General features: G+C 71.1%; 13 protein-coding genes. 5 read left to right on the plus strand and 8 right to left on the minus strand.

All coding sequences use genetic code 11. The features are described 5' to 3' along the window. Positions 1-86 precede the first annotated feature (86 nt). On the plus strand, positions 87-257 hold the full coding sequence (locus H7A73_RS06740) for a DUF3117 domain-containing protein (RefSeq protein WP_017887054.1): 171 nt from the start codon (positions 87-89) through the stop codon (positions 255-257). Between the two features lie 123 nt (positions 258-380). Beyond that, entirely contained in the window at positions 381-1100 is a 720-nt protein-coding gene (locus H7A73_RS06745) for an AAA family ATPase (protein WP_259362752.1), read from the plus strand. Positions 1101-1127: 27 nt separating this feature from the next. Here the strand turns inward: H7A73_RS06745 and H7A73_RS06750 are convergent, their stop codons facing one another. Next, positions 1128-1760 carry an O-methyltransferase gene (locus tag H7A73_RS06750; protein WP_182065237.1) on the minus strand — a complete coding sequence of 211 codons (633 nt, stop codon included), beginning with the start codon at positions 1758-1760 and terminating at the stop codon, positions 1128-1130. A gap of 64 nt (positions 1761-1824) precedes the next feature. Between H7A73_RS06750 and H7A73_RS06755 the strand changes: the two genes are divergently transcribed. Continuing rightward, the gene (locus H7A73_RS06755; protein ID WP_027464570.1) at positions 1825-2193 is read left to right on the plus strand and encodes a twin-arginine translocase TatA/TatE family subunit; all 369 of its coding nucleotides are present in this window, start codon (positions 1825-1827) and stop codon (positions 2191-2193) included. A 78-nt stretch (positions 2194-2271) separates the two neighbouring features. On the opposite strand, the gene H7A73_RS18195 is transcribed toward H7A73_RS06755, so the two are convergent. The 5 genes from H7A73_RS18195 to H7A73_RS06780 all read right to left on the minus strand — a co-directional run bounded on the left by H7A73_RS18195 (position 2272) and on the right by H7A73_RS06780 (position 7610). Next, complete coding sequence (locus H7A73_RS18195; protein WP_220456595.1) at positions 2272-3567, minus strand: carbohydrate-binding protein; 1296 nt, start codon at positions 3565-3567, stop codon at positions 2272-2274. Between the two features lie 161 nt (positions 3568-3728). Further along, positions 3729-4577, minus strand: coding sequence for a class I SAM-dependent methyltransferase (locus H7A73_RS06765; protein ID WP_182065238.1), 849 nt, complete (start codon positions 4575-4577; stop codon positions 3729-3731). Positions 4578-4587: 10 nt separating this feature from the next. After that, a complete protein-coding gene (locus tag H7A73_RS06770; RefSeq protein WP_182065239.1) occupies positions 4588-5748 on the minus strand; it encodes a P-loop NTPase in 1161 nt (386 codons plus the stop codon). After that, on the minus strand, positions 5741-6238 hold the full coding sequence (locus H7A73_RS06775) for a DUF1003 domain-containing protein (protein WP_042539423.1): 498 nt from the start codon (positions 6236-6238) through the stop codon (positions 5741-5743). The genes H7A73_RS06770 and H7A73_RS06775 overlap by 8 nt, the downstream gene beginning before the upstream one ends. Before the next feature lie 52 nt (positions 6239-6290). Beyond that, the gene (locus H7A73_RS06780; RefSeq protein WP_182065240.1) at positions 6291-7610 is read right to left on the minus strand and encodes a magnesium transporter MgtE N-terminal domain-containing protein; all 1320 of its coding nucleotides are present in this window, start codon (positions 7608-7610) and stop codon (positions 6291-6293) included. Positions 7611-7729: 119 nt separating this feature from the next. Between H7A73_RS06780 and H7A73_RS06785 the strand changes: the two genes are divergently transcribed. Beyond that, positions 7730-8632 (plus strand): general stress protein, encoded by a 903-nt coding sequence (locus tag H7A73_RS06785; RefSeq protein WP_182065241.1) that lies wholly within the window; start codon positions 7730-7732, stop codon positions 8630-8632. 403 nt (positions 8633-9035) lie between these two features. Here H7A73_RS06785 and H7A73_RS06790 read toward each other — a convergent pair whose 3' ends face one another. Further along, positions 9036-9506 carry a GNAT family N-acetyltransferase gene (locus H7A73_RS06790; RefSeq protein WP_182065260.1) on the minus strand — a complete coding sequence of 157 codons (471 nt, stop codon included), beginning with the start codon at positions 9504-9506 and terminating at the stop codon, positions 9036-9038. 15 nt (positions 9507-9521) lie between these two features. Beyond that, positions 9522-11006: an aminopeptidase P family protein gene (locus tag H7A73_RS06795; RefSeq protein ID WP_182065242.1), complete on the minus strand. Its 1485-nt coding sequence runs from the start codon at positions 11004-11006 to the stop codon at positions 9522-9524. 70 nt (positions 11007-11076) lie between these two features. On the opposite strand from H7A73_RS06795, the gene H7A73_RS06800 reads away from it, so the two are divergent. Then, a complete protein-coding gene (locus tag H7A73_RS06800) occupies positions 11077-11949 on the plus strand; it encodes a PHP domain-containing protein (RefSeq protein WP_071405460.1) in 873 nt (290 codons plus the stop codon). Positions 11950-11951: the final 2 nt, after the last annotated feature.

The raw sequence follows: 11951 nt of genomic DNA on the forward strand, positions 1-11951 counted from the left end.
CGACACCCCCAACCTGGGCGGTTTCGCAGTTGCCCCCTCCATACGGGATAATGGGGCTGCATTTACTGCACGAAAGGGGACATCTGATGGCAGCCATGAAGCCGAGGACCGGTGACGGGCCGATGGAGGCTGTTAAGGAGGGTCGACTCATCATCGTGCGGGTTCCGCTCGAAGGTGGAGGCCGCCTGGTCGTCTCGGTCAACGATGCCGAGGCCAAGGAACTCCACGACGCACTCGCTGAGGTCGTCTCGGCCTAGTACGTCGAAGCACCAGAACGGAAGGCCCGGAGCGTGTACGCTCCGGGCCTTCCGTCTGTCCGCCGACGATCCCGCGGCGGGAGCATCCCCGGCGCTGTCGGTCGGCTCCGGCAGGATGGGGCCGTGCCGAGGACGAGACTGCCGATCCGCCGCGTCGAGGAGTACGCGCCCGACCCGATGCCGCGCGATGTCTGGCCCGCGACCGTTGCGCCCGTCCGGCAACTCCTCGACGACGGGCTCGACCTCGCTCCGGTGACGGTGCTGGTCGGTGAGAACGGTGCCGGCAAGTCCACCCTGGTCGAGGCGATGGCGCTCGCCTTCGGCATGGGGCCAGAGGGCGGTTCGACGAAGTCCGGGCACAGCACCCGCCCGAGCGAATCGCAGCTCTGGGAGCACATCGCCCTGCACCGGGAGCCCGGCGCGGTGCGGTCCGGCTTCTTCCTGCGGGCGGAGACGATGCACGGGGTCTTCACCTACCTCGAACAGCACCCCGGGGGAGCCGAGCCGCTGTTCCACGAACGGAGCCACGGTGAGTCGTTCCTCGACTTCGTCATCCACCGGTCGCAGTGGCCCGGGCTCTGGATCCTCGACGAGCCGGAGTCCGCGCTGTCGTTCTCGGGGTGCCTGGCGCTGATCGGGCTCCTGCAGTCCATCGTCGAGACGGGTGTCGGCCAGGTCGTGCTCTCGACCCACTCACCCGTGCTCGCCGCGTTCCCCGGGGCCGAGATCAACGAGGTCGGCGAGTGGGGTCTGCGGCGCACCGGATGGCGCGACCTCGACCTGGTGCGGAACGAGCGTGCGTTCCTCGAGTCGCCCGAGCGGTACCTGCGGTACCTCGACTGACCTGCGCGAGCGTCGGCGGGTCGAGGGCTAGTTGGTGACCTTCGTCAACTGCAGCAGCCCGTCACCGGCGGGCGACAGCGCGCTCCGCACCGCACCCGAGGTCGACACCTCGGTCAGGAGCAGCCGGAAGTCCGTGGTGGCGCGGTCACGCTTCACCGGGTCGGCCACGCGCCCGCGCCACAGGGCGTGCGGCACCAGGACGGTGCCGCCCAGGCGGGCGAGGCGCAGCCCGTGCTCGACGTACTCGATGACGTGCTCCGGGTCGGCGTCGACGAGCACGACGTCGTACGACGCCTCGTTCATGCGGGGGAGCACCTGGTTCGCCCGACCGGGGATGAGCCGGATCCGTGCGGGAGCGGTACCGGCGCTGATGTAGGCGTCGCGGGCGAACTGCTGGTGGTCCACCTCGACGTCGATCGTGGTCAAGGTCGCGTCCGGGGCGCCGGCGAGCAGGTACAGGCCGGAGACCCCGAGGCCGGTGCCGATCTCGATGATGCTCGTGGCTCGCGAGGCTGCGGCGATGACCCCGATCTGCGCACCGATCGCGGGCGAGATCGCTTCGACCCCGAGTTCCAGGGAGTGCTCACGAGCACGGGCGATCGCCTCGGTCTCCGAGACGATGTCCTCGGCGAACTTCCAGTTCGACTCTTTCTCTGACACGCACACTCCGTTCGGGAGACAACTCTAGAGGTGCAACGCAGCAGCACGCGTTAGGCTCGCTCGCGTGGACATCCCGCTCGACAAGATCCTGATCATCGGGGTCATCGGCGTCCTCTTGCTCGGCCCGCAGCGCCTGCCGATGTACGCCCAGAAGCTGGCCGAGTTCGTCAAGGCCGTGCGTCGGTTCGCCGACACCGCGAAGGAGCGGATGCGCGACGAGATGGGCCCCGAGTTCGACGACATCGAGTGGCAGAAGCTCGACCCGCGCCAGTACGACCCGCGTCGCATCATCCGCGATGCCCTGCTCGACTCCGGCACGAGTGCCGCAGCCGTCCAGACCGCGCAGGTGACGGCCTCCAAGGTGCGCGCGACGGCTCCCGTCGTGCCCCTGGCCGCCGGTGAACCGGCACCCTTCGACGCCGAGGCGACCTGACGCCCGTCACGTCCCCACGCGACGGACGGGAGGCCCGGTGCCAGCTGGCACCGGGCCTCCCGTCCGTCCGGGCCGCGCCTACCGCAGCGCCGCCAGGAACCGGTCGGTCCACGCGAGCGGCGCCGACCCCGTCACGGAGTTGCACGTCGGCGACGCCGTGCTCTGCGGTGCCGGGCACGGGGTGTCACGGTCGAGGGACCAGGTGTGCACGCCGGCGAGGCCGTGCGACTTCGCGTAGGCGGCCACGGTGTCGACGTCGGCGAGGGTGAAGACCTCGTCCTGGGTGTCGTTCACACCGATCATCGGCGTGACCTCGATCTTCGAGGACGCGATCCCGTAGGTGTGCTGCAGGTTCGTGACCGCCTGGATCGTGGACTGCCCCATCTGACACGTCGACCCGACGATCACGCAGTTGGCCGTGGTCGCACGCCCGAAGTCCATCGTCATGAGGTTGATCGTGTAGTTCGTGAGCGCCGAGGCCTTGATCGCCTTGACGGTGGCGTCACCGGTGCTGTTCAGCCCGCCGAACGAACCGTCGGACGCCGCCAGGGTGGCGAGCGTGAACGAGAAGCGCAGGCCGGGGTACTTCGACTGCGCCAGGGCCGCTGCGCTCACCAGGTTCTGTACGTCCGCGGCGGATTGCCCGCTCTCGATGTCGAAGTCGACGCCGATCATGTGTGGCGAGGCGTACCGGGCGATGAAGGACTGGAGCGCGGTGCCGGAACACTTGAACGAGCCTGCGGCGCCACCGGTGCTGACGATGTAGTCGACCCCGGCAGCGTCGAGCTTCGCGATGTTGGCGCTGGCGAACGCGTCGGCGGCCACACCTCCCCAGTTCTCGCTGCCGCAGGTGCCGGTGGCGAAGGCGAGCGTGATGGCCTTGAGACCGGGTTCCCGCGTCGACACGAGGCTGTTGGTCGACCCGACGACCGGGATCCGCGTGCCGGTGACCGCGGTGTTCATGACGTTCGTGTTCCAGTCGAGGTTCACGGTGATGTCCTTGTACGGGCTGAAGACCAGCCCGCTCGCGGTCCCGGTGCTGCCGTTGCCCGGGGTCGTCGTGCCGCCGCCCGGAGGTGTCGTCCCACCGCCCGTGCTGCCGCCGGTGCACGCGCCGGTCGACGTCCACGGCTGGCCGCTGCCGGTCGTACCGGAGTGGGTCGCCGGTTCGTCGCCCTGGGTCCACCAGTTCGCGGTGTAGTTCGAGCCGTTCTCGCTGACGGTGGCTCCGCCGTTGTAGGCGGTGCCGGCGCTCCAAGCGGTCGCACAGGTCGACGCGGCGAAGGCTGGCGCCGCAGTGAGCGAGCCCCCTGCGATGATGACGGCGGCGATGGTGGCAACGAGGCCCGATCGCACACGGGTGTTCTGGTTCACACGGTTCTCCTGTCCTCGGTCGGACGTCGTCGTCCGGCGGGTGGAGCCCTCACATCATATTCCGCAAGGGCATTGTGTAATGCCCTTGCATAATGCGCCGGGGTAGAACGCCCTGTCCATGAACGAACGCACAGGATGCGCCGAACGGACCAGGGGACGCGTCAATCGCGGGTCGCGACGATCGTGTAGGTGGTGGGGATCCGGTCGCGGTCGTGCTCCGGCCAGGCCCACGACCCGGTGCCGGTCTCGACCATGCGCGAGCTGAAGCGCCACGGCAGCGTCCGGCCCTCGTCGAGCCGCCGGATCCGCAGCCCGGCCCCGAGCAGGGCGTTCACGATCTCGGACAGCGGGTGCGGCCACTCGAAGGTGCGGGTGTTCGCCACCGTGCCGTCGCCGGCGTAGGTGCCGGCGTCGTCCCACTGCTGCGCCGTGCCGTCCGGGAAGTACCGGTACCGGGTGATCAGCTCGTCGGCGTCCTCGTCGAGGGCGTACAGCGCCGGGTGGCCGTCGCGGATGAAGAACACCCCGCCGGGGCGCAGCAGGCCGGCGACCTGCGCAGCCCAACGGTCGAGGTCGGGGAGCCAGCAGATCGTGCCGATGCTCGTGTACACGACGTCGAAGTCGCCGGTGACGGCGGCCCGGGCATCGAGCACGTCGGTCTCGACCCAGGTGACGTCGAGGCCGAGGCGTGATGCGAGCCCGGCGGCCGAGGCGAGGGCAGCGGGGGAGAAGTCGACGCCGGTCAGTCGAGCACCCTCGCGCGCGAGTGACACCGTGTCGGTGCCGATGTGGCACTGCAGGTGACAGACGTCGAGGCCCGCGAGCGATCCGGTCGGCAACCAGGGCGTCAGGGCCGGCAGGTCCTCGCGGACGACGTCCGAGCGGTGGCCGGGGTCGGCGAGGGCGTCGATCGCGTAGGCACCCTCGTGGATCGGCACCCGGTCGTCCCAGTTCGCGCGGTTGGTGGCGCGTGCGTGGTCCCAGTCGACGTCGACGTGATCCGTGCTCATGCCCCCGAGCCTAGGACAGCGACAACCCGAGCTTCCGACCGGCGAGCCCGCGTCCCATCGTGGTGATGCGGTCGGCGATCGCCGTCAGCGCCACGGCGGACGGGTCCTCGGGGGTACTGAGCACCACCGGCACGCCCGCGTCGCCGCCCTCTCGCAGCGGCACGGACAGCGGCACGCTGCCGAGCACCGGGACGGGGGCGTCCTGCCCGCGGGAGAGCCGCGCGGCCGTCTCGGCGCCACCGCCCTCGCCGAACAGGTGCAGGACCGATCCGTCGGGTTGCACGAGCCCGGCCATGTTCTCGATCACGCCGATGACGCGCTGCCCGGTCTGCCGGGCGACGATCCCGCTGCGTTCGGCGACGTCGGCCGCGGCGGCCTGCGGGGTCGTGACGACCAGGACCTCGGCGTGCGGCAGCAGCTGCCCCACCGAGATCGCGACGTCACCGGTGCCCGGGGGCAGGTCGAGCAGCAGGACGTCGAGATCACCGAAGAACACGTCGGTCAGGAACTGGTTCACGGTGCGGTGCAGCATCGGTCCGCGCCACGACACCGCGGTCGAGACGTCGTCGACGAACATGCCGATCGACACGACCTTCACGTCGTGCGCCACCGGCGGCAGGATCATGCTGTCCACGCGGGTCGGACGGGGTGCGACCCCGTGCTCGTCCGTCAGACCCATCAGCCCGGGGACGCTGAAGCCGTGCACGTCGACGTCGACGACCCCGACGCGCATACCGCGCCGAGCGAGCGCGACGGCGAGGTTCACGGTGACGGTGGACTTCCCGACGCCGCCCTTGCCGCTCGTGACGGCGATGACCCGGGTGAGCGAGTCCGCGGGGAACTGGACACCCTTGGGCCGGCCGGCCCGCAGCCGCTCGGTGAGTGCGGAGCGCGTCGCCGGGTCCATCACGGACACGTCGACGGCGACTGCGGCGACCCCCGGCACGGACCCGGCGGCGACGCAGACGTCGCGCTCGATGGTGTCGGCGGCCGGGCATCCCACGATCGTGAGCTGCAGGTCGACGCGCACCGCGCCTCCTGGCTGCACGTCGACACCACGGATCATGTCGAGCTCGGTGACGGGGCGGCGGATCTCGGGGTCGATGACACGGCCGAGCGCAGCGAGGACCGCCGTGCCGAGCTGCTCGTCGGTGGGGGCGGCGTCAGCCACGGGTGGAGCTGTCGTGTTCGTCCGCGTAGCCGGCCTCGTCGGCGTCGCGGCGGTCGAGCTCCTCGAGCAGGGAGCGGAGCTCGGCGCGGATGAAGTCCTTCGACGCCATGTCCCGCATCGCCAGGCGCAGGGCGACGACCTCGCGGGCCAGGTACTCGGTGTCGGCCAGGTTGCGCTCGGCGCGCTGGCGGTCCTGCTCGAACTGCACGCGGTCGCGGTCGTCCTGCCGGTTCTGCGCGAGCAGGATCAGTGGAGCGGCGTACGAGGCCTGCAGCGAGAGCACGAGCGTCAGCGCCGTGAAGCCGATGGCCGCCGAGTCGAACTGCCACGGCTTCGGTGCCAGGGTGTTGTAGCCCATCCAGACCACGCAGAACAGCGTGAGGCCGATGAGGAACCACGGCGTGCCCATACCGCGGGCGATGCCCTCGGTGGCGCGACCGAAGGTGTCCCCGCGACCACGGCGGCGGCTGGGGAGCACACGCGTGCGCATGCCCTTGGGGGAGTCGAGCCGGACCTCCTGGCGGTCACGGTCGCGACGGTTGTCATCCGTTCGGGCCACGGGTGGTCCTCCTTCCCGTCGTCACGGGTGTCCTGCGCGGGCGTTGGCGTGGAAGCGGTGAGGGTTCCCCCTCGCCCTGACTTCGCCAGTCGTCCGGCAGGACGTGGTCGAGGACATCGTCGATCGTCACCACCCCGACGAGACGGTGGGCGTCGTCGACCACGGGGACGGACAGCAGGTTGTAGGTCGCCATGATGCGGGTGACCTCGGCGGCGCTCGCGTCGACCCGGACCGGTTCGGTCTGCTGGTCGATGAGCGTGCCGAGCCGCTCGTTCGGCGGGTAGCGGAGCATCCGCTGGAAGTGCACGAGCCCGAGGAACCGACCGGTCGGGGGCTCGTACGGCGGCAGGGTGACGCAGACGGCGGCGCCGAGCACCGGCGCGAGCTCGTGGCGGCGGACCAGCGCCAGGCCCTCGGCCACGGTGGCGTCGGCCGAGACGATCACCGGCTCGGTGGTCATCAGACCACCGGCGGTGTCCGGCTCGTACTCCAGGAGCATGCGGACGTCCTGCGCCTCCTCCGGCTCCATGAGCTGCAGGAGCGCCTCACTCCGCTCGTCGGAGAACTGGGCGAGGACGTCGGCCGCGTCGTCCGGCTGCATCTGGTCGAGGACGTCGGCGGCGCGGGCGTCGGCCAACCGCGTGAGGATCTCGATGCGCTCCTGGTCGGGCATCTCCTCGAGCACGTCGGCGAGGCGGTCGTCGGGCAGTTCCTCGGCGACCTCGAACCGGCGCTCGGCGGGCAGGTCGAGCAGCGTCGACGCGAGGTCGGCGGGCAGCAGGTCGGAGTAGGCGGCGATGACGTGCTCGGCGGACTGGGCCTCGCCGGGGAGTTCGTCCTCGGTGACCTCGTTCCACGTCGCGAACGTCGTGGGGCCCTTGCCGAACGGCGACGGCGTGGTCTTCGGCTTGCGGAGGAAGAGCTGCGCGACCTCCCAGTCGCCCTGTCCGCGGTCCTCGATCGCGACGTCCTCGATGGTGGCGCGGATCCGCTGGTTCTTGATGAGCACCTTGCGACCGAGCATCTCGGCGATGACGCGGACCTCGCCGCCGCGCTGCTCGAAGCGGCGCATGTTCACCAGGCCGGTCGTGATGACCTGCCCGGCACCGATGGAGGTGATGCGGCCGATGCTCACGAAGATCCGGCGCTTGCCGGGCACCTCGACGATGAGCCCGACGACGTGTGGGGGATCGGCCCGGCGGTACACGACCAGGACGTCCCTGACCCTGCCGACGCGGTCGCCCGCGGGGTCGAAGACGGAGCACCCGGCGAGGCGGGCGACGAAGACCTTCGTGGCGCTCACCCGACCCAGCGTAGCCGCTCGGGTGTGCGCGCTCGGCCCGCGCCGGTCGGCTGCTTCCGATCGGCTGCTTCCCTGAGAGTGCACGTGCGATTGCAAGGTGTGCGGTGAATGATGGCTGTGTGAGCAATCAGAGCCCCTTCGCCGGCAGGACCGCCCAGGCGTTCCCGACGCTGCCCAAGGGCGACGTCCTGGGAACGTACGACAGCTACCCCGATGCGCAGCGCGTGGTGGCGAAGCTGGCCGAGGCCGACTTCCCCGTCAACCAGCTCTCGATCGTCGGCAACGACCTGAAGACGGTCGAGCGGGTCACCGGCAAGATGACCTACGGCCGCGCCGCCATCGCCGGCGCGCTGTCCGGTCTGTGGCTCGGGTTCTTCTTCGGCATCGTGCTCACGCTGTTCTCACCGCAGGCAGGTGGGCTGTTCTTCGCCGCGGCCGTCATCGGCGCCGCGTTCGGCATGCTCTACGGCATCGTCTCGTTCGCGATCACGAAGCGGCAGCGCGACTTCACGAGCGTGCACCAGGTGCTCGCCACGAACTACCAGATCGTCGTCAACCCGCAGCTGACCGGGCAGGCGCAGCGGATCCTCGGTGAGCACGGAGCGACCCCGTCCACGCACTGGAACGACGCTCCCCAGCAGCAGCAGCAGCAGCAGCAGCAGCGGCAGCAGCAGCAGTGGCGTCCGGGCCCCGGTGGGGTCCCGCCGCAGCAGCAGCAGTCGCCGTACGGCGGGCACGCCACGCCGCACCAGCAGCCAGGAGGCCCGCAGCACCCCGGCACGTCGGCCCCCGGGGCGCAGACGGGTGCGCCTTCGGGCCCGCCGCGCTACGGCACGAACGACGGACCCCGGTACGGGGAGACCCCGGAGACGGCTGCCGCCCCCGCGGCCCGGCCGGTGCCGGAGCGTCGGCCCGAGGAGCCGCCGCGCTACGGCGAGCGGGTCGCCGGTGCCACGCCGCCGGAGCCCTCGTCCTCGTCGGATGCCCATCGCGACGGCGACGTGGACGGCGACCGCCGCTAGCTGCGCTCCGGCTGGCGCGACCGGGCTTCGTCCTCGGGTCGCGCGAGATCGGGTTGCGCGAGATCGGTTCGTGCGAGATCGGGTCGTGCGAGATCGCTCGACACGCCGTTCACGTCCGCCGACGTCGCGCGAACTGTCGCCGCCGATCGTCGCGGGCGGCACTTCGTGCGACCCGGCGGCGGAGTCCGGAGGGCGGACGTTCGGGCGGTCGCCACACCTCGCGAGCCCGGGGTCGAGCGGTCAGCGATCGTCGTTCGGCGCCGGCACAGACGACGGTTCGTGACCGCTCGTCCTCGGGCCGACGGCACGTCGTGACCAGACGCGGCGCGGGCCCGCGCGCGGCGCCGACTTGCGCACGGAACGGCATCGCACGGCACGGAACCGCCGGGCGGCTTCGTCGCGACTAGAGGACCTTCGAGTAGCAGACCGACAGGGGTGCCCCGACGTAGGGCCCGAAGTTCGCGATCCGCCGGAACCCCTCGCGCTGGTAGAACCCGACGGCGCGCTGCTGCTCCGTCCCCGTCTCGAGGACGAGCGCCGGGGACCCCAGGTCGAGCGCGGCTTCTTCCAGCCGTCGCAGCAGGGCAGCCGCGACGCCGGACCCGCGGGATTCCGGTCGCACGTACATCCGCTTGATCTCGGCGATGCCGTCGTCGACGATGCGCAGGCCCCCGCACCCCAGGGGAGTACCGGACTCGTCCCGTGCGACGAAGAACACCGCGATCGACTCGGCCGTCGGCTTCTCACCGGGTTCGGTGTCGCCGCCGTGTGCCCGGTCGATCTCCAGGCGCTGGGCGGCGCGGAGTCGTTGGGCGTCGGGGGAGTCGAAGTGCTCGACCTCGATCGAGAACGTGTTCGGGGAGGCCTCGGGCATGGTCACCCGATCAGGCTAGCGGCCAGAGCGGGCGATCCACCCCTCCACTTCCGAGGGGGTCCGGGGGATGCCGACTGACAGGTTCTCGGCGCCGTCCTCGGTCACCAGGATGTCGTCCTCGATGCGGACACCGATGCCGCGGAACTCCTCCGGCACGGTCAGGTCGTCCTGCTGGAAGTACAGTCCGGGCTCGATCGTGAAGACCATGCCGGCCTGCACGGTGCCGTCGAGGTACATCTCGCGGCGGGCCTTGGCGCAGTCGTGCACGTCGAGTCCGAGGTGGTGGCTCGTGCCGTGCACCATGTAGCGGCGGTGGAACTGGTTGTCCGGCTCGAGCGACTCGGCGGCCGAGACCGGCAGGAAGCCCCACTCGGCGGTCTTGCGCGCGATGACCTCCATCGCGGTGGCGTGCACCTGGCGGAACGTGATGCCGGGCTTGACGATCGCGAACGCGGCATCGGCGGCCTCGAGCACGGCTTCGTAGACCATGCGCTGCACGGGCGAGAAGGTGCCGCTCACCGGCAGCGTGCGGGTGATGTCGGCGGTGTAGAAGGAGTCGACCTCGACGCCGGCGTCGATGAGGATGAGGTCGCCCGGCTGCACGGCGCCGTCGTTGCGGGTCCAGTGCAGGATGCAGGCGTGGTGGCCCGAGGCGGCGATGGTGTCGTAGCCCACGGTGTTGCCGTCGGCGCGGGCCCGGCGGTTGAACGTGCCCTCGACGATGCGCTCTCCGCGCGGGTGCGCGAGCACGGCGTCGAAGTCGCCGATGACGTCGTCGAACCCGTGCTTCGTGGCGTCGACGGCCTTGCGGAGCTCACGGACCTCGTACGGGTCCTTGACCAGTCGCAGCTCGGACAGGTCGCGGGAGAGCAGGTCGTCGGTGGCCGGCGATCCCTCGGTCTCGACCGCACCACCGATCGCCGCGCCGATGCGGGCGTCGAGCGAACGGGTCAGGTCGTCGTCGGCTTCGCGCACGAGCAGTGCCGATGCGTCGAGTGCGTCGGCGACGGCGGAGAACGCTCCGAGGTCGGCCGTGGCCAGCCCGAGGTCGGCGGCGACGGCGTCGAGCGAGGGGCGCGGACCGACCCAGAACTCGCCGATCTCGGGGTTGGCGTAGAACTCTTCCGAGTCGCGGCCTGCGGTGGCGCGGAAGTACAGCGTGGCGTCGTGGCCGGAGCCGTTCGGCGTCATCACGAGCACGGAGCCGACGACGGTGTCGGTGCCCCAGCCGGTCAGGTGCGCGAAGGTGGAGTGCGGTCGGAACGGGTAGTCGCAGTCGTTCGAGCGGACCTTGGCCTGCCCGGCGGGCACCACGATCGTGCGGCCCGGGTGCAGCTCGGAGATGCGCGCGCGACGCTCGGCGGCGAACGCGGCCTGCTCGCGGGGCTCGGGCTGCGCTTCCGAGCGCTCGGCCCACTGCGACCCGATGAAGTCCTTGAAGGTCGAGGACCCGGGGGTCGTGGATCGGTTGCTCGTCGCGCGGGGAGTCGTGTCGGCCATGCGTCCATCATCGCACCGCCCGGGGACACCCGGCCTGTGCGGCCGCTCACCTGTGGATAGCATTGGCCACGTGCCAGACCCGTTCATCGACCTGCACGCGCACTCCAGTGTCTCCGACGGCACCGAGCGTCCCGCGGAGCTCGTGCGAGCGGCCGCGGCCGCCGGACTCGACGCCGTCGCGCTGACCGACCACGACACGACCGCGGGGTGGGCGGACGCCACGGCCGCGGCGCACGAGCTGCCCCTGACCCTGCTGCCGGGCCTCGAGCTGAGCACCCGGATCGGCTACCGCAGCGTGCACGTGCTCGGCTACCTGGTGGACCCCGAGCACCCCGGACTGGTCGAGGAGACGACCCGCATCCGCGACGGCCGGCTCTCCCGCGCGCACCGCATGGTCGACCGCATCGCCGAGGACCACCCGATCACCTGGGCGGACGTCCTGGCCCAGTCCAGCCCCGGTGCCACGATCGGCCGTCCGCACATCGCCGACGCCCTGGTCGCTCGCGGGCTCGAGTCCGACCGGTCCGCGGCGTTCCGCGGCATCCTGCACCCCGCGTCCGGCTACTACGAACCGCACGAGGCACCGTCGCCCCTGCGCGGCGTCGAACTCATCCGGCAGGCAGGCGGCGTGCCCGTCATCGCGCACCCGGCGGCGTCCTCGCGCGGGATCGTCATCGATGAACCGATGCTCCGCGACCTCGTCGACGCCGGGCTCGGCGGGCTCGAGGTCGACCACCGCGAGAACCTGGCACACGGCAAGCGCACGCTGCTCGACTGGGCGACCCGCTACGGCCTGTTCGTCACCGGTTCGAGCGACTACCACGGCACCGGCAAGCCGAACCGGCTGGGGGAGCACCGTACCGCACGCGTCTCCTTCGACGCGATCGTGTCCGAGGCGACGGGCAGCGCTCCCGTGGTCGGACCCGGCTCGCGCCTGTCCTGACG

Source organism: Curtobacterium sp. ME12 (assembly GCF_903970855.1).
In the GTDB taxonomy this organism is placed as follows: domain Bacteria; phylum Actinomycetota; class Actinomycetes; order Actinomycetales; family Microbacteriaceae; genus Curtobacterium; species Curtobacterium poinsettiae_A.

Coding starts and splice junctions, on each gene's coding strand:
- H7A73_RS06740 (WP_017887054.1), top strand. CDS start 87: ATGGCAGCCATGAAGCCGAGGACCGGTGACGGGCCGATGGAGGCTGTT.
- H7A73_RS06795 (WP_182065242.1), bottom strand. CDS start 11,006: ATGGCCGACACGACTCCCCGCGCGACGAGCAACCGATCCACGACCCCC.
- H7A73_RS06775 (WP_042539423.1), bottom strand. CDS start 6,238: ATGCGCACGCGTGTGCTCCCCAGCCGCCGCCGTGGTCGCGGGGACACC.
- H7A73_RS06790 (WP_182065260.1), bottom strand. CDS start 9,506: ATGCCCGAGGCCTCCCCGAACACGTTCTCGATCGAGGTCGAGCACTTC.
- H7A73_RS06765 (WP_182065238.1), bottom strand. CDS start 4,577: ATGAGCACGGATCACGTCGACGTCGACTGGGACCACGCACGCGCCACC.